We start from the raw sequence: 26498 nt of genomic DNA on the forward strand, positions 1-26498 counted from the left end.
CTTACGTTCCGGACCGGAGGTCCGTTCCAACCGATTTCCCCCGGCCATGTGCCCGCAGCTTCCAACCCAACGTCGCGTTCCCCACGCTACTGTCCTTGTGGGGCCGTGCCAAGGAATCTGCACGTACTGCCATGGTGACAAGGGTCCTTCCCGCTTCGACTGTCGCCCTGGGGTTGGGTTGCCTCCAAGCGGTTCGAATGGTTGCCACGTGGCCAAGCGCGCAGTCCTGCTGCCGAGTCACCGGCCGATACGAACCGCCGGCCACCCACGACGCGTCCGTGGTTTCCTCCGACGGGTTGCGAAAAGCTATCCGAGTCCCGACTCGTGACCATATCCTGACGGAACACCACGATTCCACGATGCCCTGTGTGGACGTGATCCACCGGCCGGTGCCTCAACGAAGGAGACAGCTTTCAATGCGGATGCGTAAATGATTCTCGATACCCGCCCAGCAGGCGACCCTTTGCGGATCGCAGTCCTGGCGCACCTGCACCATGCGATCGTCCCGCCCTTTGCCGGCGGCATGGAATCGCACACCGCACACCTGGTTGGGGGCCTCACCGACCGAGGCCACCAGGTCACGCTCTTTGCCAAGACGGGCAGCGAGGCAACCTGCCGTGTCGAATCCGTGCTGGCTCGCTCCTACATCGTGGAGGGCTATCCCGAAAGCGACGGGCGAAACCGGCAACACCTGATGCTGGACGGCGCCATGGCGCAGGCCACCGGACGGATCCGTGCGGGACGCTTCGACGTCGTCCTGAACAATTCGCTCAGTCCCATACCCCACAGGGAACTGGCCGCAATACCGACCTTGCATGTCCTGCATACCCCGGTCTTGCCGAGACTGGCAGGAATCTTTGGCACCCCGGGGTGGACACCGGACCCGATGCACCGCCACGTCACTGTCTCACACGCGAACGCCCGGGCGTGGCGCCGGTGGCTGCCGGAGATCGACGTGGTCCACAACGGCATCGCCTTGGAGACCTGGCACTCCGACGCGGAGTCGATTCCGGGCACCGCGGCCTGGACCGGGCGCATCACCCCGGAAAAGGGAACCCATCTGGCCATAGCGGCCGCCCGGGCAGCCAACATGAAGCTGAGGATCGCAGGGCCGGTGCAGGACCGGGACTACTTCACCGCCTTGATTGAACCGGAACTGGATGCGGACATCACCTACCTCGGGCACCTTGACCAACGGGACCTGAGCACCATGGTTGCCACGGCCCAGGTGTTCATCTCCTCGCCTTTGTGGGAAGAACCCTTTGGGCTCACCACCCTGGAGGCGATCGCATGCGGCACCCCGGTGGCAGCGCTGCCCTCCGGGGCGATGACCGAAATCATCACCGCAGACTCCGGGGTCTTGGCCACGGGCCATGACGCCGAGGCGCTTGCAAGGGCTGTCATCCTGGCCAAGGACCTGGAGCGGACGAAGGTGCGGGACAGCGCCCGCACCTTCTCGCTGGATTCCATGATCGATGCCTATGAAGGGCATTTGCGTTCGGTTGCACCCGTGCCGCACCGCGCTTTGGGACGGTATTCGTGAACTACAGGGTCTCCTACTACGCCCACCACCACGGCACCGGACATTTGCGCCATGCACAGCGGCTGGCGGAGCTGGAGGGAGTGGATTTGCAGGTGGCCAGCACCGGGGAACGCCGCCGCGACCTGCTCTTCGGTGAACTGGACTACGTCGCCTTGCCGGCCGACGCCGGGCCCCTGCAACACCCCGGCAAGATGCGGGCCGGAGACCCGCTGCACTATGCCCCGGTCGGCCCTGGCATCCAAGAGCGCTTTGCCATGCTGAACCGGGCGTGGGCACGGTTTGTCCCGGATGTTGTCATGGTCGATGTATCCGTGGAGGTGGCATTGTTTGCCCGCCTCAGCGGCTATACCGTCGCCTTCCGCCGCATGCCCGGGGAGCGCCGGGACCGGGCACACGAACTGGCCTACGAGGTCGCCGATGCCATCTTCGGCTATTTTCCCGCAACACTCGAGGATCCCACCCATCTGGCGGCGTTCGGCAACAAGAGCCACTATCTGGGTGTGCCCGGGTCCCTGCCTGCGCCGAGCGACCCCCCTGCAGCGCCATCGGGCCGCCGTCGAGTGCTGGTGCAGACCTCACTTGCCTCCGCGATTCCGGCACGGGGTTTGGCCGTGGCGGCCGCGGCCTCACCCGAATGGCTATGGGAGGTCGCCGGGGCGGTGGAAGAGGACGGGACGAGGCTGCCGGAAAACCTGCTGCTGCACGGCGTGGTGCCCGACCCCGGACGGGCGATGGCCGCGGCCGACCTCGTCATCAGCTCAGCGGGCCACAACGCCGTTGCAGCAGCTGCTGCCTCTGGGCGACCGGTCATGCTGGTCCCGGAGGAAAGGCCTCATGACGAGCAACTCCACTTTGCCCGAGCCCTCGAAGGCGTCGCGGGAATCCCGATGCTTGGATCGTGGGAGGAACCCGCAGACTGGCCGTCCCTGCTGGAACGCGCCGTCGGCACGACCCAAGGTGCCCTGGCCGATGCCCTGTTTGTCAGCCCAGCAAGCTTCGCCGACGCATTGGAGGCGATGCTTGCCGCCTGCCTGAAAGCGGCAGTGGCATGAACCGCGCCTTAGTAGGGGTCGTTGCTGCGGGTCGCCTCAACTTCAGCCGCTCCGGGCTTTCTCATCACATCGATCCGGCTCCCTTCCGGATCCCACCGAATCAGCCCCATTTCTGCGAATGCGCCCAACCAGCCTTCCATGGGCCAGGTTCCCCAGCGCCCGTGGAAGTTCCGGGCGTTGGCAATGATGGCCTCGAAGTGGTTCAGCGGCGGCTTGTGGACGCCGTGGTGCTGGTGGAACAGCGGCTCGGCCACAAAGCACATGGGGATTTCCTGCTTGCGCGCCCTGAAGGCGAAATCGGTGTCCTCGGCACCATAGCCGGTAAAGCCCTCGTCGAATCCGCCCATGCGAAAGAAGATCCCGGCCTTGATCGCGAACCCGAGCGACCAGAACATTTCGTGGCGGGAGCGCTCCCCGCCCCCTGCCAGGTTCGCCCGGGCATGGTGGGGGACGGAGGCGCCAAGCAACGCGGCATCATCAATTCCGAAGCCCGCCTGAAGCGGGGCCGGAAGGTACCGGGGCTCAGCCATGGCCAGCACCGGTTCCCCCTCAATGGCGTCCAGGAGTGCGGTGAACAGCGTGTCCGAAGGAATGCAGTCCACGTCCAGGAACACCAGATTCGGGCTGTCCGCCGCGCTTGCGGCAGTGTTGCGGGCCCGGGCCAGCGGCAGGCCGGATTCGCCGGGACGCGAGGTGACATGGTGGATCCGCAGCGGCACGATGCAGGAAACGGGCTCCGGGACCGGCTCATCCATGTAGACGAGCACCACTTCGCAGGGAAGCTCGGCCGAGCGCTCCACGCCTGCCAGCAGGTTGCGCAGGTGTCCGGCCCGCCCGTGGGCGATCACCAGTACCGAAAAATTCCGTGCCTCCACGCTGCCTCCTTGATTGCCGGCCATCGCGCCGCGAAGGCACCGGACATCTTCCGTCGGGTTGCTCCCAGCTTACGTCGACACACCACCGGCCGGCACCGAACCGGTACACATCCAGCAGCGCCAAGGAGGAACGCATGAGCGGCACACCATCCAACCCCGTGGTCAGGGTCGCATCAATTCCGCACGACCAGATCTATATCCGCCACCTTGAGGCCGTCGATTCGTCGGGAGCCGAAGTGTTCCGCCTGCCCGATCCCCCGCCTGTCGACGGCATGCGATCAGCGCAATCCGGCTGGTGGCCGCCGGCGATGCTCTCGGCCGACTGGGTACGCGCCAACCATGACTCCTTTGACCTGATGCATATTCATTTCGGTTTCGACGCCGCAGACCCGGCCCACCTGCGAGAGCTGGTCGCCGAATTGCGGCACTTCGGCAAGCCCTTGGTTTACACGGTTCACGATCTGGTCAACCCGCATCAGCCCGACCCTGCGGCGCATGTTGAATTGCTCGATGTATTGATACCCCATGCGGACAAGCTGATTACGCTCACCGCGGGGGCCGCGCGGGAAATCCGTCGCCGTTGGGGTGCCGAGGCCCAGGTGCTGCCCCACCCCCACGTCGTGGACTTCGGAACCATGGACCGGATCCGCGCCGCCCGCCGGAGGAAAGCAGCGATCGGGAACAAGGATGGGATGAAGCGGATCGGCGTGCATCTCAAGGGGTTGCGACCCAACATGGACACCGCCATCCTGGATCCGCTGGCCCGCGCCGTGGCCCGGCTCCCCTCCGCGGTGCTCCAGGTCAACATCCATTCCCAGCCCCTGGATCCGGCCAGCGACGAATACCGGCCCGCACTGGCCGGGAAGCTGCACGACGGCGCGAACCTGGGGCTCTGGGAACTGCGGTCCCACGAGTACTTCAGCGAACCGGAACTCTTCGACTACCTGGCCTCGCTGGATGCCTGTGTCTTGCCCTACCGTTTTGGCACCCACTCCGGTTGGCTCGAAGCGGCCATTGATGTCGGCACACCGGTGGTCGCGCCCGATTGTGGGCATTACGCGGACCAGGACCCTTCGGTTGGACGATTCAGGACCACACCGACCGGCGCGGATGAAGAATCACTCCTGAACGCGATCCGGGAAGTATTGCGGGCCGAAGACCTGCCCGGCCTTGATGCGGAAGGGCGCCGTCGGCAGCGGCTAGAGATCGCCCGGGCCCACCGGGAGTTGTACGACCTGCTCTTGGACCGGACCCCGGCTGCACGGTAAATGCCGGGGGCCGGCGCCGTCCGGTCCCGCCTACCTGCTGGCGACGGAAGCCGCTTAATCCGCCCGCCCGCGCCCCGGCGAACCCCACGCCAGTCGATCCGAACCATCGCCCCGCGCCCAGGCCTTGACATTCACGGAGACCCCGGTCACACTAGATCGTATACGATTTCATACACAACAGGAGGAAACCGTGAGCAGCGACGCTACAGCCACCGAATTGGTCGAGGTCGACCAGTCCATCTTTGACAGGGCCGGCAAGGTCCTTGCGGTCCACCTCTCCTACTCCTCGAGGGCAGCCCAGCGCGGCCGCACCCCTGCTTTCCCGTCGTATTTCATGAAGGCGCCTTCCTCGCTGGCCAGCACGGGCTCCACCGTTGAGCGCCCGGCAGGCACCGAACTGCTTGCCTTCGAGGGCGAAATCGCCTTGGTCATCGGCACCGACGCCCGCCGCGTTACCGTCGAGCAGGCTTGGGGCCACGTCGGATACGTGACGGCCTCAAACGACCTGGGCGTCTACGACATGAAGTACGCCGACAAGGGTTCGAACATCCGCTCCAAGTCCGGCGACGGCTACACCCCGATGGGCCCGGTGCTGCTCCCGGCGGCCTCCCTCAACCCCGACGCCCTGCGCATCCGCACCTGGGTCAACGGCGAGATCGCCCAGGACGCCACCACGCAGGAACTGATCTTCTCCTTCGCGCAGATCGTCGCGGACCTCTCCCAGCAGATGACGCTGAAGGCCGGAGACGTGATCCTCACCGGGACCCCGGCCGGATCTTCCGTGATCGTGCCGGGCGACGTGGTCGAGGTGCAGGTCGACGACGAGGCAGCGGGCCTGTCCACCGGACGCCTGGCCACCACCGTGGTGGAAGGCACCGAAACCTTTGCGGCCTTCGGCAACCAGCCCAAGATCACCGACGCGGACCGCATCGACGCCTTCGGCACCGCCGCCGACGCAGGCATCGAGACCCCGATCACCGGCAAGGCCGCATTGACCGACGAGGTCAAGGCCAAGCTCATGTCCGTGGCCACCGCGACGATCTCCGGCGCCCTGCGCAAGCGCGGACTGAACAACGTCTCGGTCGACGGACTGCAGGCCACCAAGGGCATGACGAAGGTCATCGGCACCGCCCGCACGCTGCGCTACGTGCCCAACCGCGAGGATCTCTTCAAGACCCACGGCGGCGGCTACAATGCCCAGAAGCGCGTCATCGACGACATCGGCCCGGGCGAGATCCTGGTCATGGAGGCCCGCGGAGAAAAGGGCTCCGGCACCCTGGGCGACATCTTGGCGATGCGCACCCAGGTGCGCGGCGCCGAGGCCATCATCACCGACGGCGGGGTCCGCGACCTCGACGCCGTTGCCGCCCTGGACATCCCGACGTTCCACAACGGCGCGCACCCTGCGGTCCTCGGGCGCAAGCACGTGCCGTGGGACACCGACGTGGCCGTGGGCTGCGGAGGCACCACCATCGTCCCCGGGGACATCGTCATCGCCGACGCCGACGGCATCCTGGTCATCCCGCCGCACCTGGCCGCCGAGATCGCCGAGGAGGTCGTCGAGTCCGAACGCCAGGACACCTTCGTGTTCAAGCACGTGTCCAACGGCGCCGAGATCAAGGGCCTGTTCCCGATGAACGCCGACTGGAAGGCCAAGTACAACCAGTGGGTCGCCGACGGCGAACCGGAATTCTAGGACCCGACATGGCCCCCAGCAAATCAGAGTCGGCCTACCGGCTGCTGCACGAGAAAATCACCGAGGGAACCTTCTCCCCCGGCTACCGGCTGGTGCTCGGCACCATTGCCGCGGAGCTTGGCTGTTCGGTGGTTCCGGTGCGCGAGGCCATCCGCCGGCTCGAGGCCGAGGGCCTGGTCACTTTCGAGCGCAACGTCGGGGCCATGGTCGCGGCAGCCGACACCACCCTCTACCTGCACACCATGCAGACCCTGGCCATCATCGAAGGAGCGGCCACCGCGCTGAGCGCCCCGTTCATCGACGAGGACCAGCTGGCAGCGGCCCGGGCCATCAACCAGGCCATGGCCGAGTTGCTGGTCGACTTCAACGCCCCGCGCTTCACCGAACTGAACAACGAGTTCCACCAGGTGCTCTACCGCAATTGCCCCAATCCGCACATCCTGGATCTGGTGCACCGCGGCTGGAACCGCCTGGCGGTGATGCGCTCCTCCTCCTTCACCCACATCCCCGGCCGCGCCCGGGAATCGGTGAGGGAACACGCCCGACTCCTGGACCTGATCGAGGCCAAGGCCCCCGCGGCCGAGATCGAGCAGGCCGCCCGGGCCCACCGCACCACCACTCTGAACGCCTACCTGGCGGCGGCCAACCTCCCGGCCTCACCGCTCTAGGCAGCCACACACATCTTCCATACGACGCCCCCACCCCATCCAGCAAGGAGCCAGTTCATGAGCAAGCACTTCGTTCCCGAGAACCTTCCGACCCACCTGCAGCACTACATCGGCGGCCAGTTCGTCGATTCCATCGGCGGGGAAACCTTCGAGGTCCTGGACCCCGTGACCAACCAGACCTACGCCACCGCGGCCGCCGGCCAGAAGGCCGACATCGATGCAGCCGTCGCCGCCGCCACCGAGGCGTTCAAGAACGGCCCGTGGCCGACGATGAGCGCCCGGGCCCGCGCCAAGGTCCTCTACAAGATCGCCGACGCCGTCGTCGCCCAGGAAGACCGCCTGGCCGAGATGGAAACCTTCGACACCGGCCTGCCGATCACCCAGGCCCGGGGCCAGGCGCAGCGCGCCGCGGAGAACTTCCGCTTCTTCGCCGACCTGATCGTCGCCCAGCACGATACCGCGCTGAAGGTCCCCGGATCGCAGCTGAACTATGTGAACCGCAAGCCGATCGGCGTCGCCGGCCTGATCACCCCGTGGAACACCCCGTTCATGCTTGAGTCCTGGAAGCTCGCCCCCTCGATCGCCTCCGGTTGCACCGTGGTACTCAAGCCGGCCGAGTTCACCCCGCTCTCCGCCTCGCTGTGGGCCACCATCTTCAAGGAAGCCGGCCTCCCGGACGGCGTGTTCAACCTGGTCAACGGCATCGGCGAGGAAGCAGGCGACGCACTGGTCAAGCACCCGCGCGTTCCGCTGATCTCCTTCACCGGCGAGTCCTCCACCGGCCAACTGATCTTCCGCAACTGCGCCGAAAACCTCAAGGGCATGTCCATGGAGCTGGGCGGCAAGTCCCCCGCCATCGTCTTCGCCGACGCGGACTTCGACGCCGCCATCGACTCGACCCTCTTCGGCGTGTTCTCGCTGAACGGCGAGCGCTGCACCGCCGGTTCCCGCATCCTGGTCGAACGTCCGATCTACGAGAAGTTCGTCGAGGCCTATGCCGCCCGCGCCAAGAACATCAAGGTCGGCGACCCGCACGATCCCGAAACTCAGGTCGGCGCGCTGGTCCACCCGGAACACTACGACAAGGTCATGAGCTACGTGGAAATCGGCAAGTCCGAGGGCCGCGTCGTGGCCGGCGGCGGACGCCCGGAAAACCTGCCCGAGGGCCAGGAAAACGGCTCCTACGTCGCCCCGACCGTGTTCGCCGACGTGGCACCAGATGCCCGCATCTTCCAGGAAGAGATCTTCGGACCCGTCGTGGCAATCACCCCCTTCGACACCGACGAAGAGGCCCTGGAACTGGCCAACAACACCCGGTACGGCCTGGCCGCCTACATCTGGACCAACGACCTCAAGCGCTCGCACAACTTCGCGCAGAACGTCGAGGCCGGCATGGTCTGGCTCAACAGCCACAACGTGCGTGACCTGCGCTCCCCCTTCGGCGGCGTGAAGGCCTCGGGCCTGGGCCACGAGGGCGGCTACCGCTCGATCGATTTCTACACCGACCAGCAGGCGGTGCACATCACCCTCGGTGAGGTCCACACCCCCAAGTTCGGCGCCTAACTTCTTCTCCCCACCCCGCTTTTCCAGTTTTTTCCGCAAAGGAGCGAATCATGTCCAACGTCATCCCCAAGCCCTCCGTCCCGGCTCCCGATATCCTGCGCTGCGCGTACATGGAGATCGTGGTCACCGATTTGGCCAAGTCCCGTGCCTTCTACGTGGACCTGCTCGGCCTGCACGTGTCCTACGAGGACGACAAGCAGATCTACCTGCGTTCCTTCGAGGAGTTCATCCACCACAACCTGGTGCTGACCCTCGGCCCGATTGCCGCGGTTGCCGCATTCTCCTACCGCGTGCGCTCCAACGCCGACGTTGACGCCGCCGAGGCGTACTACAAGGAACTGGGCTGCCGCACCGAGCGCCGCACCGAAGGCTTCGTGCGCGGCATCGGCGACTCCGTGCGCGTCGAGGATCCGTTGGGCTTCCCCTACGAGTTCTTCTTCGAGACCGAGCATGTCGAACGCCTGCACATGCGCTACGACCTCTACTCGGCCGGCGAATTGGTCCGCCTTGACCACTTCAACCAGGTCACCCCGGATGTCCCGCGGGGACGCAAATACCTCGAGGACCTGGGCTTCCGCGTCACCGAGGACATCCAGGACGACCAGGGCGTCACCTACGCCGCCTGGATGCACCGCAAGGGCACCGTGCACGACACCGCCCTGACCGGCGGCGACGGCCCGCGCATGCACCACGTTGCCTTCTCCACCCACGAGAAGCACAACATCATCCAGATCTGCGACAAGATGGGCGCGCTGCGCATGTCCGACCGCATCGAGCGGGGCCCGGGACGCCACGGCGTCTCCAACGCGTTCTACCTCTACATCCTGGATCCCGATGACCACCGCATCGAGATCTACACCCAGGACTACTACACCGGCGACCCGGACAACCCGGTCATCACCTGGGACGTGCACGACAACCAGCGCCGCGACTGGTGGGGCAACCCCGTTGTCCCGTCCTGGTACACCGAGGCCTCCCTGGTCCTGGACCTGGACGGCAAGCCGCAGGACGTCATCCAGCGCACCCACTCCTCGGAGATGGAGGTGACCGTCGGCGCCGACGGCTTCTCCTACACGCGTGCACCGGGCGACGCACTGACCGGCGATCCGGGCGAGGAAGTGGGCTTCAAGATGGGCCACCAGCTCTAGGCCTTCTCCACCCGCATGCGCCCTGGCGCATGAAACGGGCCGGTGTCGGTGCGCATCATCATCCGATGGTGCGCACCGACACCGGCACTTCCGTTTTTGCTGCCCCTTCTGCCTTTCCGTCGCGACCGCCGACGCCCGGGGTCAGTGCCCCACGGAGTAGCGCAGGAAGACCATGCCGTTGTCGAAGCGCCGCTCGTCGAGCAGCTCCAGGGAATGGCGGATGCCCTCGGGGAACATCCGCTTGCCGCCGCCGACGAGCATTGGTGCAACATACACCTGGCACTCGTCGATCAGGTTCGCCCGCCAGGCCTCCGCCGCCACCCGGGCACCGGAGATGTTCAGGTCCAGGACCGCCGACGACTTGAGGGAGCGGACCAGCCCGGGGTCGAAGCTGCGCTCGATCCGGGTGCGCCAGGTGGACACGGCCTCCAGCGTGCTCGAGAAGACGACCTTGTCGGCCGCCTGCCAGATCCGGGCGAACTCGGCGTTCCCGGGCGAATCCGCGGCCAGTTCCGGGTCATTCTCCCAGCCGGTCATCATCTCGTACATGGTCCGCCCATACAGGTAGGTGCCCACCCCGCGCTCGGTGGCGTTGATGAAGTCGAGCACCTCCTCCCCCGGATAGGCCCAGTCGAATCGCCCGTACTCATCGGCGATGTAGCCGTCCAAGGATGCGAGAAACGTGTAGATCAGCCTGGACATGTTGTTCCCCTTGTGCTCGCAGTTGGTGCCCCGGGTGGGGGGCGGGACGGCGTGAAGCGTGGATCCCACGGTACTCCCGGGCCGGGGCGAAGTCACCGGGCAGGCTTCCGCGGACCCGGGTTGCCCGGGTCTTCACTCCCGCCCCAAACCCGAGCACACTGGATACATGGACAGGCAAGCAGGACCGCAGTTCCAGGACAGGGACCAGGCCGGCGCGCTGTTGGGTGAGCACCTGGTCAAGCGCGGGATGGGTTCCGGGAGCATCGTGCTGGGCCTGCTGCGCGGCGGGATCCCCGTCGCGGCGGCGCTGGCCGCAAGGCTGGGCGCACCGCTCGGCGCGTTGGCCGTGCGCAAGCTGGGAGTGCCGCAACAGGAGGAGGTCGCCTTCGGGGCAGTTGCCTCCTACCGCTCGTGCCGGGGCCGCTACATGGTGCGCACCGTCCACCAGCATGTACTGGGTTCCCGCGCGAAGGCTGTGCTGGAGGAGGTGGAATCCCGCGCCTCAGCGGAACTGGATCGGCTCGCCCGGCGCTTTGCCGATTACGCGCCCGACATCACCGGGGCGAGGGTCGTGTTGTGCGACGACGGGTTGGCCACCGGTGCCACCATGCATGCCGCCGTGGACGTGGTGACTCAGTGCGGGGCCCAGGAGGTCATCGTCGCGGTGCCCGTCGCGCCGCGCATCCTTGCCCGTTCCATGGCCGGTGCCTCTTCAGTCATTTGCCTGCTGGCACCGCGGGAGTTTTCCGCGGTGGGATCCCACTACGAGGATTTTTCGCAGGTCGACGAGGACGCCGTGGAACGGCTGCTGCTCGAGGCCCGCGAGGCGCGCGGGCACCACGACGCCCGGGAGGCCAACTAGCCGGTCCCGGCATCCCGCCGGCACCCCGTTGCCCGCGCTGCACGTCCATTGCCTCCGGTGCGAACACGCCGTAGGTTGTTGCCCACCGGTGCACACTCGCCGGCCGGAGCCACCGGCTGCGGACCCGGGTATCCGCTGCATCGAAGGGGAACTCGATGGGGTTGCTTGGTTGGATCGTCCTGGGGCTCATTGTCGGCGCCCTGTTCAAGAACATCATGCCGGGCCGCGCCCACCATGGCTGGACGGCCGCCCTGCTCCTGGGGGTCCTCGGTGCCGTCGCCGGCGGCTGGCTGGCCGCCATGGCCTCCGGCACCGGAATCGGCGAATTCCTGAACCTGCGCACCTGGGTGCCTTCCATCCTGGGCGCCGCGGTGGTGGCCGGGACCTACGGTGTCATCCGCCAGCGCCGGGCCTAGCCCCGGCAATCCCGGCATGGTCCTCGACAACACCCCGTCCCCGTTGTTATCTTTGGCCCATGTTGTCTTTCTTCCTGTAATCCGGTGATGCCCGACCGTGCGCTCACCCGCAAGTGCGTTCGGTCCGCCGCAGTTCCGCGTCTGTCCGCCCCCCAGGGGGTCCGTGGACCGCGCGACCCACCGTTATTGATTACAGCGAGCGCGGCCACGCCTGCCCACCGGCAGCCGGGCCTTGCGCGGAAACACGAGACATCGACCATGCGAACCCAACTTTCCCTTCACGGCCTCAGCTTCTCCCATCCCGGGCACCCGGTGTTCCGCGACCTGGACTTCTCGGTGCGTCCCGGCGAGCGGCTGGGGATTATTGGAGAAAACGGCGCCGGCAAGAGCACCCTGCTGCGGCTGCTCGCGGCCGACCTGGCCCCGGACGCCGGGACCGTCACCCTGCAAGCGGCGGGAGGATTCGGCTACCTGGCGCAGCAGCCGTCCTTCGAACCGGGATGGACCGTCGCGGACTTCCTGGACCATGCCCTGGCCTGGCTCAGGGACCTTGAATCACGGATCGAGGCTGCCGCCGCGCAGCTGGCTCTTGCCTCCGATGCCCAGCTTCCCCGGGCACTGGCGGAATACGGGCTTCTGGCGGATCTCCACGAGTCCCGGGACGGCGCCGGGGCACGGCAGCGCCTGGCCGCCTCGGCGCACCGGCTGGGCATCGGCGGCATCGCGGGCGGGCGGCGCTTCGACACGCTATCCGGCGGGGAACGGTCCAGGCTGGCGCTGGCGGCCACGCTGGCGGCGAATCCGGAGGTGCTGCTGCTCGACGAACCCACCAACAACCTTGACACCGCCGGTCTGGAGTGGCTGGAGCACCGGCTGGCAACCCACCCCGGAACCGTGGTGTTCTGCACGCACGACCGCTTGTTCCTCAAGCGGGTCTCGGATGCGATCCTCGAGCTGGACCGCGGCGTACCCACCCGCCATGCCGATGGCTACGACGGCTACCTGCGGGCCAAGGCGGCACAGCGCCGGGCCATCATCCTGGCCCGGGAACAATGGCAGGAAAAACTGGAACAGGCAGCCCGCATGGCCGATCGCTCCGAAGGCGCGGTGGCCAAGATCCCCCGAAAAACGGAGAAACCCGGATTCGGCCACGGTGCGTTCCGGGCGCGCGACCGCTCCCACGGATCCTCCGCCGCGCTGCGCCAGGCGAAGACGCGCCTGGCGCAGTTGCGGGCACATGAGGCGCAGCTTCCCCTCGAGCCGCTGCGCTTCACCCCGGATCCCGCGGCCGTGGCCGACTCCGGGGCCGAGGTCGCGCCGCCTGCGGTCGAACTCGTCGGCGTGCACGTTCCGGGGCGCCTCGCCATCGACCACCTGCTGCTGGCACCCGGTGAACGGGTCCTGCTCACCGGGCCCAACGGCGCTGGCAAGTCGACATTGCTGGACGTCATCGCCGGGGTCCTGGCTCCCCCCTCCGGCACTTGCCGCGTCGGCCGGCCCGTGGGATACCTGCGCCAGGAACCCGACGCCTGGCCCGGGCACTGGATGGCGGCCCAGGGTTTTTGCTTCGGCTCGGGTCGGGACCTCGCCGAGGACTTGGGGCAGCTGCTGTCCCTGGGGCTCTTCCAGCCGGAGGAACTGACCATGCGCATCTCTGAGATGTCCCTGGGGCAGCGGCGCAGGCTCGATGTGGCGCGGCTGTTCGCCAGGCCGGCGGAACTGCTCCTGCTGGACGAACCCACCAACCACCTGTCCCCGGCCCTCGGCGATGACCTGGAACGGGCGCTGGACTCCTTCGGGGGCACCGTCGTGGTGGTCAGCCACGACAGGGCGCTGCGCGCCAGGTTTGCCGGGCGGCGGATCCATCTGGAGGAGGGGTTGCTCGTGGAATAGCGCGGGGAATCGACCGCAGGGTCTGGGTCTGGGCCCATGACCCGCATCCCGTTTCCCGTCATCAGCCGGCCACGTTCAGGCGCGGCAACGTTCCGATGTCCTTGCCGTCCTTGTCGGTGACCCTCAGGGTCTCGCCATCCACCTCCACGGCGGCGGCCCTCGAGAGCCACGTGTCAATCCCCGGGCAGCCAATCAATGTCATGGTCATCTCGTGCAGTTCGAATGCCTGTCCTGATCCCGTCCACGAGCCGGTCAGCGTGTTGCACCCGTCATGCCCGTTGAACCGGCCCTCGGGCGCGAACGACAGCACCGGAGCCCCCTCTGGGGCCCCGCCCCATTGGCCAATGACCGCAGCGTCGGCGTCGCTCCGCTCCGACTCCGCACTCGATGTTTCCTCGGTGGCGGAAGCCGACGGGCCCTGCGCCGGAGGGGTGTTGCTTGCCGGGGGAAGACCGTACGGTCCCACGTCCCGGGACACGGTTGCCTCGGGGTCTTCGGCGCCGGGACCCGTCGAACATGCCGACAGCGCAAAGGCCATCACAGCAATCATGACCAGGGCTCCAGGTCGCTTCATGGTCACATGGTAGCCCCGAAAACCGGCTTTTGGCCTGCAAAGAGGTGGGAAATCGTGGCTTGCTCCCCAAGCCGCCGTGCCGGGGTGCAGACTTAGTGACATGACACCCGAACACATTGCCCCCACCCGCTTCTCGGACCGCACGGCCGCCGGCGAATTCCTGGCGGTCGACCTGCAACGGTACGCCAAGGACCCCAACGCGTTGGTGCTTGGACTGTTGCGCGGCGGGGTCCCGGTGGCGGCAGAGGTCGCCGCAAGGCTGGAGCTTGAACTCGATGTGCTGGCGGTTCGCCGCCTGGTGATGCCCGAACGCACCGACATCGCCTTCGCCGCGTTGGCCGCCCATGGAGAGCACACGTCGCTGAAGTACATCGAGGGCGTTTGGGACTCGGCGCAGCTGCGCTTCGAGAAGGAAATCCTGGACGGGGTGGAGAAGGCGGCCCGGCTGGAGCTGGAGGAGTTGCGTGCCCGGCTCGTGAGCCCGGTCGTCCTGCCGGTCTCCGGACGCACCGTCATCCTCGTCGACGAGGGGATGGCCAGCGGGGCGACCATGTTGGCCGCCGTGGAATTGATGCGCGAGGCCGGTGCCGGGCGTATCGTGGTCGCGGTTCCGGTGGCCCCGGCGGTGGCCCGCAAGGAAGTCGAGCCGCTGGTTGACGAGTTCATCTGCGCCATCACGCCCAGGGTGTTCCACTCCGTCAGCGCCTTCTACTCGCGGTTCGATTCGATCGCCGACTACGAGATCACGGCACTGGTCCCCCGCAGGTAGCCGGGGACGGGCGGCCTTCTGCCGCCGGGACCAAAAAGGGGCCGGCCGGTCCCGCTCCCCAACGGGGAACTGGAACCGGCCGGCCCTTGCTACATGCTGCGCAGGTGCGCGAGAGGACTATTTGCTAGGCTTCCTGGCTTCGGTGCTTGGCATCGTGTGCCGCCTGCAGCTCCGGGTCGATGTCCTCGACGTGCAGGTTGCGGCCCTTGGTCTCGCCCACCCAGATGACTGCCGCCATCGAAATAAGGGTGAGCACCATAATGTAGATGGCAATCGAGCCGGACCAGCCGGTCCTCTGAAGAAGGATCTCGGCGACGGTCGATGCAAAGGCACCGCCGAGGATCGCGCCGAGAGCGTAGCCGATCGAGATGCCCGAGTAGCGGATGTGTGCCGGGAACATTTCGGCGTACATGGCCGACTGCGGGCCATAGGACAGCCCCAGGCCGACCGTCAGGATGAAGATCGAAACACCGTAGAGGAAGACGCTTCGGGTCTCGATCAAAAGGAACATCGGGATCATCCAGACGAAGACGATGCCGTAGCCGATCAGGAAGGTGTTGCGGCGTCCCAAGTGGTCGGAGAGCCAGCCACCGACCAGGGTGAAGATCAGCCAGCCGACGGAGCCGATGGTGGTGGCCAGGAGCACCGGTGCCGTCGGCATCTCCAGCACCCGGGTGGTGTAGGCGATGAAGAAGGCGATGACCAGGTAGCCGGCGGCGTTGTTGGCGATGAAGATCAAGGCTGCCTGGATGACTTCCTTGGTGTTGGTCTGGAAGAGCTGCTTCAGCGGGGTGTGCTCCGAGGCCTTGCGCAGTGCGAGCTGCTTGAAGATCGGGGATTCCTCGACGGCCTTTCGGATCAGGTAGCCAACGACGATCAACACCACAGAGAGCAGGAACGGCACGCGCCAGCCCCAGGCGGCAAACTGTTCCGGGCTCATGGACGTGCGCAGCAGGTACAGCATGCCCGTGGCAATGATCATGCCGATCGGGACACCGATCTGCGGGAAGGCGCCGAAGAAGCCGCGCTTGTTGTTCGGGGCGTGCTCCACAGCCATCAATGCCGCGCCGCCCCATTCGCCGCCGGCGGAGAAACCCTGGATGATGCGCAGGAGCACCAGCAGGATCGGAGCCCACAGGCCGATGGTGGCGTAGGTGGGCAGGAGGCCGATCAGCGCGGTGGCCGCGCCCATCAGGATCAGGGTGGCGACCAGCACGCGCTTGCGTCCGTACTTGTCACCCAGGTGGCCTGCCACAATAGCGCCCAGCGGACGGAAGAGGAAGGAAATGCCGATCATTGCGAAGGCGAGGATCTGCCCCAGGCCCGGGTTGGACACGCTCAACGGCTGCAGGAAGAGCGGCGTCAGCAAGGTCGCGGTGAGCTGGGCAAAGATGAAGAAGTCGTACCACTCAATGGTGGTGCCAACCAATGTGCCGGCAAGGACACGACGTTCCTCGGAACGTTTGCTGCTTGCCGCGAGGGATGAGGAAGCCATGGGAGAACTCCTGCGTTCGGTGCTAGGTGCGGTGGACGAGTGTAGGCATCATACCGACCGTTCGGACGGTAAAGTGCTTTGTCCATGGTAACCCATCATCGTGACTCCGCTCACGTCAATTTGGGTCTCGGCTGTTCCTCCCCTTGCGCGGGGAATGTCCGGCGCCGGATGCGCCGGCAATCCGGCGTCTTGGGCGAAGGCGTTTCCGCGGTGGTTCCTCAATCCTCCCGGCCCAGGAATTCGCGCACTCGCAGGCACATCGGCTCGCGGTCGTAGCTGTTCACCATGGCTCCGGCCATGCGCACGGGATCGCCGAAAAAAAAAGTATTCATAGAGTGCCTGGCGACCGGAGAATCCGGTGATCGAGGCGTCGTAGGCGAGCTTGAACAGCCGGATCCGCTCGGACCCCGTCAGGGACTTGCCCTGCAGGTATTTGGCGATATCCTCGGTCGCAACCTCCAGGTCCGCTTCGCCGGGCAGCGCCATGAGGCCCGAAGCGCAGAACTTCCGGATGATCTCCGGGAAGCGCTGGGAGATCTTCGGATACCAGTTGCGGGCGGCATTCAGCGTTTCCCAATGCGGCAACAGCACCCCGTCAACGCTGGGGGCCGCCTGCGCCTCGGCCGCGACCACCAGCGCCTTGCCGATCTCCACGTTGCGGATCAACTCCGCCAGGTCCTCCTGGATATGCGCAAAGCCGTCGATGCCAATGGCTCCGGCGATCTCCGAGGCCAGCCCCAGGTAGAACTCGGACTTGGCGACGGTGCGGGTGACGACCTGGTGCGTCATCAACGCGCCGGCTCCGGTGTCGGTATACCAGGCGTTGCAGAGTTCCGGGCGCCCGAGCATGAAGATGCGCTCATTGGGGATGAACACCTCGTCGAACACCACCACCGCGTCGATCTCGTCGAAGCGGGCTGCCAGCGGCTCGTCATGCGTGTTGCCGCCGTTGTGCAGCCCGGTGCGGCAGAGGTAGCGCAACCCGGGCGCGTCGTTGGCCACGGCCACGGCAAAGGAATAGGGAGCGTCCTCGGGGGTGCCGCGCAGCACGGTGGAGGGAAAAACCAGCAGCTCGTCGGCGATCGGGGCGACGGTGGCGAGCATCCGGGCACCGCTGATGACAATGCCGTCTGCCCGTTCCTCGACAATGCGCGCGGTGAGCTGGCCGCCGAGCTGCTCGGAGCCGGAGACCGAACGGTTGACTTGGGGTGGGATCAGGGTGTGCGTGGCCAAGAGGTCGTTCTCGCGGGCGAATTCGTAGTAGGCCTCGATGCGCTCCCCGAAGACCGGGTCGCCCTGTGCAAAGAACGTCTTGGCGGTGGACAGGGCGGTGAGGGCGGCGTTCATGTAGTCGGCGGTCCGGCCCAGGAAGCCGTTGGAATACTCGGACCAGGTGGCTGTCGCCGCCCGCCGCCGGGCCAGGTCCTGCGGCGTGCGCGGCACCAGGAAAGAGGCATTGACCAGGTCCCCGGTGGTGGGCGATTCGTAGGTCAGCGCGTCCCGGTGGGCCGGGTCGTGTTGCATGTCAAAGAGTTTCGCGTAAGTGAGCGCCAGCTGCCTGAAGGCCGGGTGCCGGGTGAGGTTTTCGGAGACCACCTCCCCGTCGATGACCAGGTGCGGACGCATCGCGTCCAGCTTGGCCAGGAACTGCGCCCCGGTTCTGATTCCCATGTTCAAGACCCCTCTTGAGTAGTGGCGGTGCTTCCGGATCGGCGGTGGACTAGAGCAGTTCCTCGACGCCCAGGTGGCGTTCGGGGATGGTGGTGAAGGACCCATTGGCGAAGGCCAGCGCGTCGCCGCGGCGGTAGTTGAAGTTGCGGACCTCGCCCAGATAGAGCGTGTGGTCACCACCGTCGTAGGCGGCCCACGGTGCGCAGGAGAAGTAGGCGAGCACGCCGGCGAGCCGCGGGGCCGTGGCCCCCTCGATCCAGACCGGATCGTGGCTCGGGCGGCCGGCGAAATGCAGGGCAAGGTCCATCTGCTCGGCGCCGAGGATGTTCACCGTGAACGACCGGTTGGCCAGCTCATCGTGGGCCTTCGTGGACCGGGCAATGGAAACCAGCACCAGGGGCGGGTCCATGGAGACAGAGGTGAACGAATTCACCGTGATCCCGTGGCGCTTGCTTTGTCCGTCAAAGGTCACAATGGCCACGCCGGTGGCAAAACGACCCAGGCTGCCGCGGAAATGTGGCAACGTGGAGGCATCGATCCGGCGCGGAACGCCACCCTCGGCAATTTCGTCCTTGCCCGGGACGATCATGGCGTGCTCCTGCTTCCCATTCCCGCCGGCCCCTCGCATTCACGCGGCAAATGTTCTAATATCGAACGAGCAGTTCCAATAAAGAATAGTATTTGCACCATAACCCAGCGCGGGTTGACCCACAACCCCCACGGGCAGCGCCACGCGGCGCCAACCCACCGAAGGACGGCACCGGCCCCCATGACCGCCACCAGCACCACCGCACCGGCATCACAAACACTCTCCCGCGGCATCCGCATGCTGGAGATCCTTGCCGAGGCCAACGGGCCCATGACCATTGCCGAGCTCGCCGAGGATCTTGGCGTGCACCGCTCGATCGCCTACCGGATCCTGCGCACCCTGGAATCCCACCGACTGGTCACCCGCGACGAGTCCGGCCGGGTGCACGGCGCCCCGGGCCTTGCCGTGCTGGCAAGCAGCGTGCAACGGGACCTGCAGAGCGCGGCGCTTCCGGAGCTGACGCTCCTGGCCAATGAGTTGAAGATGTGCGCCTTCATTGCCGTGTGGGACCAGCCCGACTGCACCACGCTGGTCACGGTGGAGCCGCGCCACGTGCACGCCGCGGTGGTGCAGCGCCCGGGCTCGCGCCATCCCTTCGGGCACGGGGCCCCGGGCATTGCCATGCAGTCAACACTCACCGAGGAGCAGTGGGCGGCGCTGAACCACGAGACACCGTACCGGAAGATCGCCTCCGAGGCCCGCGCCCTGGGCTACGCCACCAGCATCGACGAGGTCATTCCCGGTCTGTCCTCGGTGGCGGCGCCCGTCACGGTGCCGGGGCAGCTGCCGGCGGCGGTTGCCGTCGTCTACAGCACCGGGTCCCGGCAAAACGAGGTTGCCGCCATCGGTGAACGGTTGAAGGCCGCTGCCCGCGCCATCGAAGCCGAGCTCGGCTGACACCAAGGGGCCCACGACGGAGGGTGATGGTCCGGAAGGATTTGCTTCCGAACCACCACCCTCTTTGTCGTTTACCGCTCCGGTCCTAGGAACGCGGGCCGGTGCCGCGCATCATCGACCTGCGTTGGGCAGCGCGCAGGATCGCCATGGCAATGCCGGCGAGCAGGAGCAGTCCGGCCGCGCCTGCGGCCACTGCATACGAACCCGCATAGCCGTACGCATCGGCCAGCAGTCCGGCCAGGGAGTTGCCGATCGCGGTGCCCACCACGATGCCGGAGGACAGCAGGGTCATCACCGTGGAGAGGCGTGCCCGCGGCGCGATTTCCCCACCGAGGGTGAAGATGGTGACCAGGACCGGGCCAACCGGGATGCCCACCACCAGCAGTGCGGCGATCATCGGGCCCAGTTCCCCGGGCAGTTGCAGCGCCAGGGCCGCCGGGACCATGAAGATCGACGCAGCAAGCCAGCGGCTGGCCTGCGGCCACCCGCTGGGCCAGAACGCCACCGAGAGCGCGGCAATGGCGGAGGTGAACCCGACCGCAGCGTACAGCAGTCCGCCGATGTTCGCGTTGCCCAATGCCCCGGCGAATGCCAGGGTGCCGGCGGCGCTGGAACCGAAGAAGGTACCCATGCCGATCATCCCGATGACCGCGAAGGAGATTCCGGTCAGCTGGTGCGCGGTGAGCCTGACTTTCACGGCGTTCTTCACCGCCGGCACGACGGCTTTTTCGGTGCGATGCACTGCGAAGAGCGGCACCAGCACCAGGGTCAGCACCGCGGCGATGGCCAGCGGAAGCCAGGGGGCGACAAGTGCGGCAAAGAGTCCCACGGCTGCCGGGCCGAGCACGAAGCCCAGCTCGTCGACCATCGACTCGTAGCTCAGCGCCGCCGAAAGTTCCCGTCCACCGGTGTCACGCTTCCGGGTCAGCGCCATCCAGCGCACGCGGGCCAACGGGCCGACCTGCGGGCCGGAAGCCCCGGCGAGGACCGCCAGAAGCACGATGACCCCCAACGGTGCCAGCTCTCCGGCACCGCCGAACCACAGCAGTGCGGTGATGAAGATTGCCTGGAGCACGGCGACGGGCAGCAGCACGCGGCGCTGGCCCAGGCGGTCGGAGAGATAGCCGATGGTAGGGCCACCCACTGCCGAGCCGAGACCCACCATGGCGGCGGCCATGCCGCCGGCGGCATAGGAGCCAGTCGAATCGATCAGCAGGGTCATCGAGCCGATGGTCAGCATGGCCAGGGGCAGGCGGGCAAAGAAGCCCAGCGGGAAAAAGGCCCAGCCGACGAGCGGCGGGAGCGCCGCGTAGGGCGAAGGGGCAGTGGACTTGTTGGGAACAGTGTTGGTCATGGCGATGCCGGGTACTCCACTTACATGCGTGTAGCGTCCCTGCCTCCCGCTACACAGAACCCTGTGCAAACATCAACCAGTCTATCCGAGCACCGCAAGGGCCGTGCTCACACACCGATCTGCAGCGAGACGGTCGAGCCGTTGCGTCCCTTGTGGACGTTCAACCGGGTGGCAATGCGCTGCTTCATCTCGGCCACGTGTGAAACCACCCCAATGACCCGCCCGCCGCTGCGCAACATTTCCAGTGCGTCCATGACCTGTTCCAGGGTTTCGCCGTCCAGGGAGCCGAAGCCCTCGTCGACGAAGAGGGTCTCGATGTCGATGCCTCCGCTTTGCTGCTGGATCACATCCGCCAGGCCGAGCGCGAGCGAGAGCGAAGCCATGAAGGACTCCCCGCCCGAGAGGGTCTGGGTGTCGCGCTTGACCCCGGTCCACGAATCCAGGATCTGCAGGCCCAGGCCCGACTTGTTGTTCCCCCTCGGGGTGTCGTCGTGGACCAGCGAGTAACGCTGGCCCGTCATCACCAGCAGGCGCGCCGTGGCCGCAAGGGCGACGGATTCCAGCCGGGCGGCGAGCACGTAGGTGCTCAGCGTCATCTTCAGCCGGTTCTCCCCCGCACCGCGGGCCAGCTCGGCGATGGACTTCAGCGTGGCGTAGCGCTCGAGCACCGGACCGGCCTCCATCGCAAGCGTGGCGAGCTTCCCGAGCGCCGCCTCCAGCCGCGCGGCGTAGCTGGTGAGCACGGCGTCGCGGGCCAGCAACCGGTCGCGGGCCGCGGCGGTGTCGACCACGGCCTGGTGCGCGGCGGCGTGTTCGTGCTCGCCGGGCGCCTCGATGCCGTTGGCAGCCTCGGTGCGGGCGAGCTCGATGCCCGGAGCCTCGGCGAGCGTCTTGATGCGCACTGCCTCGTCGTTGTGCGAACGCACGGTTTGCTGTTCGGCCGCGCGCCGGGCATCGTCCAGCAGCAGTTCCTTCCAGGCGGCAGTGTCCGCTGCGCCGATGCCTGCAAGTTTTTCCGCCCACTGCCCGGTGGAGGCCTCCAGGTTGGCCGCCGCGTTCATACTCGCCTGGAGCGCGGCGGACAAGGTTTCCAGCGCGGTAGCCGCCGAGCCCAGGATCACGTGGCGTTCTGCCAGGCTCTGGCCGTCCCTGCCCAGCCTGGCCAGACGCGCCTCCAGTTTCAGTGCCCTGGCTTCCTCGGCTTGCTGCCGCGCTGCGGCGACCTCCAACTCCGTGGCGGTCTTCGCTTGGGCTTCCTTCAGGTTTTCCAGTTCGGTCTCGGCTTGCTGCAGCGTCCGCTGCGCGGCGGCGGCCTCGGCACCGGAGGCCGCCGCCTTGGCATGCGCCTCGGCCGCCGCTGCGAGTTCGGCCGCTGCATCTTCCGCGCCCAGCTCTCCAATCCTGCCGCGCGAGACGTCCAGCACCTGGTTGGCCTTCTCGAGGGCGGTCTTGTGCTTGTCCTCGGCCTTCTCGGCCTGGGCCAACAAGCCCTGGGCCGCCTCGATGTCTTGGGCGGAAACGAACTCTCCCTCTGGCAGGGAGGCCGGTTCCGGATGGGCGGTGGACCCGCAGACCAGGCACGCTTCCCCGTCGATAAGCTCCTGTGCCAGCGCCGCGGCGGACTGTTCCAGGCGCAGTGCGACCAGCTGAGCGACACGCTCGCGGGCTTCCAGTGTTTGCGTGCGGGAAGCGTTCCAGGTGGTGTGTGCGGTTGCCTGCGCCTTTTCCGCCCGGGTTCGGGCGAGCACCGCTTCGCGGCGTTCGGTGGCGCTCCGGACCGCGGCCTCAAGCGTGCCAGCGGATTCGGCCAGGGCCGCGAGTTCCCCGTGCCGGGTGCGCAGTTCCGGAAGTCCTTCCCCGATTTCCCCGATGCGCCCGGCGCGTCCTGACTGTTTGGCGGCACCGGTGTCAATCTCGGCCTTCAGCGCCAGGATGCCGCGCCGGACCTCTTCGAGTTCGGCTTCCTCCGGCAGCGCCGCCTCGATGAGGGCGGCGGCGGCACGGGAGGCCTTTGAGGCCTCGGCCGCATGGCCGCCGAGCACCACCAGCACCTGCGGATCGGGATCGGTGGCGCGCGAGAGCTCCAGCAGGGCGTCGATTCCCGCGGCCTGGGCCATCAGGGACTCGTGGGCCTCGCCGGTGTCCACCGCGGAAGCCGCGGCGGCGAGCCGGTGGTGCGCCGCGTCCGCCTTGGCCCGGGCGTCGGAAAGCTGCTGGTGGTAGGGCAGCAGTCCGACGGCGCGGGCATCGGCCTCCAGCAGCGCCCCGAGGTCGGCGATGTGCTCGGCGCGGGCTTCGTGGGCGGTGCGCAGGGTCCCCAGTTCCGCCAGCTGCCGGTGCCTGGTGGCCCGGTCTTCCAGGGCCGTCCGGGTTTTCTGCGCGGTGGCGAGTTCGGCATCGGCATCCGTTCGTGCCCGCTCGAGCCCGGAACGCAGCTGCGCCACGCGCCGGCGCAGCAATTCACCGAGTTCATGGCTTTCCCCCGCGTCCAGGTGGTCGCGGGCCTCCTGCGGGAGTCCGGTGCTGCCCTCGCCGGATTCACCGTCTGCCTCAGGGTCTTCGTCCCCGTAGAGCGTGGAAGTTGCGTCGTTGAGAAGGGTTTCGAGGGTCGTGGCACGGGCGCGTTCGGCGTCCTCTGCCTCCGCGCGGGCGGCGTTGAGGCGCTCGCCCAGGATCCGCTCTGTCATGGCGTATTCGCTGGTGTCGAAGAGCGAACGCAGCAGGTCCTCGCGGTCCTTGTCCTTGGCGCGCAGGAACGCGGCAAAGGCACCCTGGGGCAGCATCGCGACCTTGGTGAATTGCTCCTTGTCCAGGCCCAGGATCTCGGCCAGGACGTGTCCGACCTCGTCGTTGCGGGTGGATTTCTCGATCCACGCCCCGTCGATGCGCTCGCGCAGCCGGGATTGGGCCTGCGCGGTGGTGAAGCCGTTCTTGCTTCGCGTCGAGGGCCGCTCCCATGCCGGGGAGCGGGTGACCTCGAAGCGCCGGCCTCCGGTGGAGAACTCGCAGATGACTTCCGGGACAGCTGTGGGGCCCGCGTGGTCGCTGCGCAGCGACTTGCTGCCCTGGCGCACCCCGGGCAGGGAGCCGTAGAGCGCGTAGCAGATCCCGTCGAGCACGCTGGTCTTCCCCGCGCCGGTCTCCCCGTTGAGCAGGAAGATCCCCGCCTCGGAGAGCGCGTCGAAGTCGATGGACGCGCGCTTGGCGAACGGGCCGAAGGCCTCGATCTGCAGTGCATGGACCCTCATGCCTGTACCTTCTCGCTGCGCATCTGGACCAGCACGGAAGCCACCAGGTCTTTCTCGGCATTGTTGAGCGGCCGCAACCTCACGTGGTCGACGAATCCGGCGCAGACCTCCACGGGGGAAGCGGCTGCCGCCAGCCGGTCGGCGTAGGAATCGTGTTCGTCCACCGGCCGGTCCACGGGTTCGAAGTTCAGCACCAGGGTGTCGGGGAAGCGCCCGCGCAGGCGTTCCATGGCGTCGGCGGGACGGTGCGTGTCGGTCAGGGTGACTTGGCACCAGGCATCCTGCGCCGAGGCGTATTGGTCGGCGGTGAGCAGGTCGTCGATCTTGCCCTTGAGGATGCGCAGCTCCTTGGCCGCGGGCCAGTCGATGCCGCGCACCTCCCCCAGCCCCTCGGGGCCGATGTCCAGCAGCCAGGCGCCCTTGCGGTGCCCGGCCTCGGAGAAGGAATACGGGATCGGGGATCCGGAATAGCGGATGTGTTCGGCCAGTTGCTGCCGACCGTGCAAGTGGCCCAGGGCCGCGTAGGTGAAGTCTGCGAAGTGGGAGGTGGGCACGATGTCCAGCCCGCCGATGCTCAGCTCACGCTCCGAGTCCGAGGAGGCGCCACCGGCGGCAAAGACGTGCGCCAGCACAACGGGGTGCACCGGATGGCTTGCCGCTTCCTGCCGTGCGGCCAGGTCCGTGCGCACCTTGTCCAGTGCCGCGCGGATGACCGGAGGGTGTCCGGGTTCGGTGACGCCCAGGGGCTCGGCGACCATGCGCGGTTCCAGGTAGGGCAGGCCGTAGACGGCAACCTCGAAGCCCTCCCCGTTGAAGATCGCCGGCCGGTCGATGTCGGCCAGGGAGGTGCGCAGGTGCAGCCCGGCGTGTTCGAGCAGCGCGGAGCCGAAGCCCAGGCGCAGGGCCGAGTCGTGGTTGCCGCTGGTGATGACCATCTGCACCCCGGTGGCGCGCAGCCGGACCAGGGATTCGTCGAACAATTTCACCGCGTCCACCCCAGGCAGCGCCCGGTCATACACGTCCCCGGAGACCAGCAGCACGTCCACCTTCCCGGTCTCGATGGTGGCGATGAGCCGGTCCACGAATTCACGTTGGGCCCCAAGCAGCGAGGCCCCGTGGAAGGAGCGGCCAAGGTGCCAATCGGAGGTGTGAAGGATACGCATGGAAACCACACTAGCGATTGGGTACCACGGGTTGGTATTCGACTCTGGCGCAGGTGGAAAACCACTAGACTGGCACGGTGAGTGAATCAACTGATCAGTACGCGCTTCCCGCCGATTATTCCGACCGTGTCTTCGGCGTGCTGCTGGCCGCCGCCGACGGTGCGGCCCACGCGCGCGACGGCGCCGATCCCGGCGAGACCGAGACCCTTGCCCTGTACCTGCTCGATGGTTTGCTCGAGGCCCTGGAATGGGCGAACGAGGGCGTGTCCTCCGACGAGGCCGCCTGCATGTGGCTGGCGGCGCTGCGCTGGTACAAGCTGGTGAACAAGTCCTTCCCGGCCGGCGCCCCCGAGCCGCAGCCGCGCTGGATCGACGAGGCCTTCGACGGGGCCCCGGACTTCGCCCCGGGCGACAGCCAGAACCTCCTGGCACTGGACAACGCCGACATGGCATCGGTCGGCCGCCCCCTGTTTCCCCAGGCCGACACCACCGGGGTGCTCACCCGTGCCGCGTTCATGGCGCTGCTGCCCCGCGTCGACGAGGCCACCACGGCCAAGCTCGCCACGGATGCCGCGGCGCTGACCCACGGGTCCCCCGCCGCCCACCGCGCCGCCGCCGCGGCCGCACTGGTGGTGCGCGCCGCCCTGGAATCCGGGACCGGCTCCGTGGGCCGCTGGGCCGCCTTGGTCAAGGAATTCGAGCCCGAGATGACCGAGGCCAGGGAACCGGACCAGGGGCACGAAGCGCCGGAGTCCGAGGCCGCCGAACGGGACATGACGGCCGGAGCGGGACTGTTCCGCGCGGTGACCCTCGTGACGAACGCGCTGGCGCACACCGAGCCGAAGGCCGCCTACGACGCGCTCTTCGAGGCGCTGGGCGAGGAGCCCGATGCCGAGACCGCCGCCTACGCCACGGCCCTGCTGGCCGCGGTGCAGGGCACCGACGCGGTGGCCCACCGTCCGGCCTCGGAGATCGACCCCATCCTGGACGCCATGCACGATCGCTGGGTCAAGCTCACCGTCGGCGAGTAGTTGCGCGGCGCCCTGGCAACG

Annotated in this window: 22 protein-coding genes; 13 read left to right on the forward strand and 9 right to left on the reverse strand. The window is 67.3% G+C overall.

The window, feature by feature from the left end; translation table 11 throughout:
• Positions 1-430 precede the first annotated feature (430 nt).
• Both ABD687_RS04980 and ABD687_RS04985 read left to right on the forward strand, forming a co-directional pair.
• Positions 431-1543: a glycosyltransferase gene (locus ABD687_RS04980; RefSeq protein WP_310293072.1), complete on the forward strand. Its 1113-nt coding sequence runs from the start codon at positions 431-433 to the stop codon at positions 1541-1543.
• Positions 1540-2595, forward strand: coding sequence for a glycosyltransferase (locus ABD687_RS04985; RefSeq protein ID WP_310293067.1), 1056 nt, complete (start codon positions 1540-1542; stop codon positions 2593-2595). Before ABD687_RS04980 ends, ABD687_RS04985 begins: the two co-directional genes overlap by 4 nt.
• Positions 2596-2603: 8 nt before the next feature.
• On the opposite strand, the gene ABD687_RS04990 is transcribed toward ABD687_RS04985, so the two are convergent.
• Positions 2604-3470, reverse strand: a complete 867-nt coding sequence (locus ABD687_RS04990) for a glycosyltransferase family 2 protein (RefSeq protein ID WP_310293064.1) — start codon at positions 3468-3470, stop codon at positions 2604-2606.
• Positions 3471-3604: 134 nt separating this feature from the next.
• On the opposite strand from ABD687_RS04990, the gene ABD687_RS04995 reads away from it, so the two are divergent.
• From ABD687_RS04995 to hpaD, 5 genes are all read left to right on the forward strand, one after another.
• Positions 3605-4738 (forward strand): glycosyltransferase, encoded by a 1134-nt coding sequence (locus tag ABD687_RS04995; protein ID WP_310293061.1) that lies wholly within the window; start codon positions 3605-3607, stop codon positions 4736-4738.
• A 190-nt stretch (positions 4739-4928) separates the two neighbouring features.
• On the forward strand, positions 4929-6434 hold the full coding sequence (locus ABD687_RS05000; protein ID WP_310293057.1) for a fumarylacetoacetate hydrolase family protein: 1506 nt from the start codon (positions 4929-4931) through the stop codon (positions 6432-6434).
• 8 nt (positions 6435-6442) lie between these two features.
• Positions 6443-7102, forward strand: a complete 660-nt coding sequence (locus ABD687_RS05005; protein WP_264269322.1) for a GntR family transcriptional regulator — start codon at positions 6443-6445, stop codon at positions 7100-7102.
• A gap of 57 nt (positions 7103-7159) precedes the next feature.
• Complete coding sequence (hpaE, locus tag ABD687_RS05010) at positions 7160-8665, forward strand: 5-carboxymethyl-2-hydroxymuconate semialdehyde dehydrogenase (RefSeq protein WP_310293054.1); 1506 nt, start codon at positions 7160-7162, stop codon at positions 8663-8665.
• Between the two features lie 50 nt (positions 8666-8715).
• Entirely contained in the window at positions 8716-9813 is a 1098-nt protein-coding gene (gene hpaD, locus ABD687_RS05015; protein ID WP_310293051.1) for a 3,4-dihydroxyphenylacetate 2,3-dioxygenase, read from the forward strand.
• Between the two features lie 141 nt (positions 9814-9954).
• On the opposite strand, the gene ABD687_RS05020 is transcribed toward hpaD, so the two are convergent.
• The gene (locus ABD687_RS05020; protein WP_310293048.1) at positions 9955-10515 is read right to left on the reverse strand and encodes a dihydrofolate reductase family protein; all 561 of its coding nucleotides are present in this window, start codon (positions 10513-10515) and stop codon (positions 9955-9957) included.
• Between the two features lie 166 nt (positions 10516-10681).
• On the opposite strand from ABD687_RS05020, the gene ABD687_RS05025 reads away from it, so the two are divergent.
• From ABD687_RS05025 to ABD687_RS05035, 3 genes are all read left to right on the forward strand, one after another.
• Positions 10682-11377: a phosphoribosyltransferase gene (locus tag ABD687_RS05025; RefSeq protein WP_310293045.1), complete on the forward strand. Its 696-nt coding sequence runs from the start codon at positions 10682-10684 to the stop codon at positions 11375-11377.
• A gap of 155 nt (positions 11378-11532) precedes the next feature.
• Positions 11533-11793: a GlsB/YeaQ/YmgE family stress response membrane protein gene (locus tag ABD687_RS05030; RefSeq protein WP_310293042.1), complete on the forward strand. Its 261-nt coding sequence runs from the start codon at positions 11533-11535 to the stop codon at positions 11791-11793.
• A gap of 258 nt (positions 11794-12051) precedes the next feature.
• Positions 12052-13686, forward strand: a complete 1635-nt coding sequence (locus ABD687_RS05035) for an ABC-F family ATP-binding cassette domain-containing protein (protein WP_310293040.1) — start codon at positions 12052-12054, stop codon at positions 13684-13686.
• Between the two features lie 61 nt (positions 13687-13747).
• Here ABD687_RS05035 and ABD687_RS05040 read toward each other — a convergent pair whose 3' ends face one another.
• A complete protein-coding gene (locus ABD687_RS05040) occupies positions 13748-14236 on the reverse strand; it encodes an META domain-containing protein (RefSeq protein WP_302265734.1) in 489 nt (162 codons plus the stop codon).
• A 124-nt stretch (positions 14237-14360) separates the two neighbouring features.
• On the opposite strand from ABD687_RS05040, the gene ABD687_RS05045 reads away from it, so the two are divergent.
• Positions 14361-15029 carry a phosphoribosyltransferase gene (locus ABD687_RS05045; protein WP_264269314.1) on the forward strand — a complete coding sequence of 223 codons (669 nt, stop codon included), beginning with the start codon at positions 14361-14363 and terminating at the stop codon, positions 15027-15029.
• Positions 15030-15153: 124 nt separating this feature from the next.
• Here ABD687_RS05045 and ABD687_RS05050 read toward each other — a convergent pair whose 3' ends face one another.
• Genes ABD687_RS05050 through ABD687_RS05060 form a run of 3 tightly spaced genes read right to left on the reverse strand, consistent with a single transcriptional unit; the run spans position 15154 to position 18784 of the window.
• Positions 15154-16524 (reverse strand): MFS transporter, encoded by a 1371-nt coding sequence (locus ABD687_RS05050; protein ID WP_264269313.1) that lies wholly within the window; start codon positions 16522-16524, stop codon positions 15154-15156.
• A 48-nt stretch (positions 16525-16572) separates the two neighbouring features.
• Positions 16573-18195 carry a 4-hydroxyphenylacetate 3-monooxygenase, oxygenase component gene (gene hpaB / locus ABD687_RS05055; protein ID WP_310293035.1) on the reverse strand — a complete coding sequence of 541 codons (1623 nt, stop codon included), beginning with the start codon at positions 18193-18195 and terminating at the stop codon, positions 16573-16575.
• Positions 18196-18244: 49 nt separating this feature from the next.
• The gene (locus tag ABD687_RS05060; RefSeq protein WP_264269311.1) at positions 18245-18784 is read right to left on the reverse strand and encodes a flavin reductase family protein; all 540 of its coding nucleotides are present in this window, start codon (positions 18782-18784) and stop codon (positions 18245-18247) included.
• A gap of 180 nt (positions 18785-18964) precedes the next feature.
• Between ABD687_RS05060 and ABD687_RS05065 the strand changes: the two genes are divergently transcribed.
• Positions 18965-19681 (forward strand): IclR family transcriptional regulator, encoded by a 717-nt coding sequence (locus tag ABD687_RS05065; RefSeq protein WP_264269310.1) that lies wholly within the window; start codon positions 18965-18967, stop codon positions 19679-19681.
• An 85-nt stretch (positions 19682-19766) separates the two neighbouring features.
• On the opposite strand, the gene ABD687_RS05070 is transcribed toward ABD687_RS05065, so the two are convergent.
• From ABD687_RS05070 to ABD687_RS05080, 3 genes are all read right to left on the reverse strand, one after another.
• Positions 19767-21035, reverse strand: a complete 1269-nt coding sequence (locus ABD687_RS05070; RefSeq protein WP_310293029.1) for an MFS transporter — start codon at positions 21033-21035, stop codon at positions 19767-19769.
• A 107-nt stretch (positions 21036-21142) separates the two neighbouring features.
• Entirely contained in the window at positions 21143-24283 is a 3141-nt protein-coding gene (locus ABD687_RS05075; RefSeq protein WP_310293026.1) for an AAA family ATPase, read from the reverse strand.
• Positions 24280-25446: an exonuclease SbcCD subunit D gene (locus tag ABD687_RS05080; protein ID WP_310293023.1), complete on the reverse strand. Its 1167-nt coding sequence runs from the start codon at positions 25444-25446 to the stop codon at positions 24280-24282. Before ABD687_RS05080 ends, ABD687_RS05075 begins: the two co-directional genes overlap by 4 nt.
• A gap of 77 nt (positions 25447-25523) precedes the next feature.
• Between ABD687_RS05080 and ABD687_RS05085 the strand changes: the two genes are divergently transcribed.
• A complete protein-coding gene (locus tag ABD687_RS05085; protein WP_310293021.1) occupies positions 25524-26477 on the forward strand; it encodes an ADP-ribosylglycohydrolase family protein in 954 nt (317 codons plus the stop codon).
• Positions 26478-26498: the final 21 nt, after the last annotated feature.

Source organism: Paeniglutamicibacter sulfureus (genome assembly GCF_039535115.1).
GTDB lineage: Bacteria > Actinomycetota > Actinomycetes > Actinomycetales > Micrococcaceae > Paeniglutamicibacter > Paeniglutamicibacter sulfureus.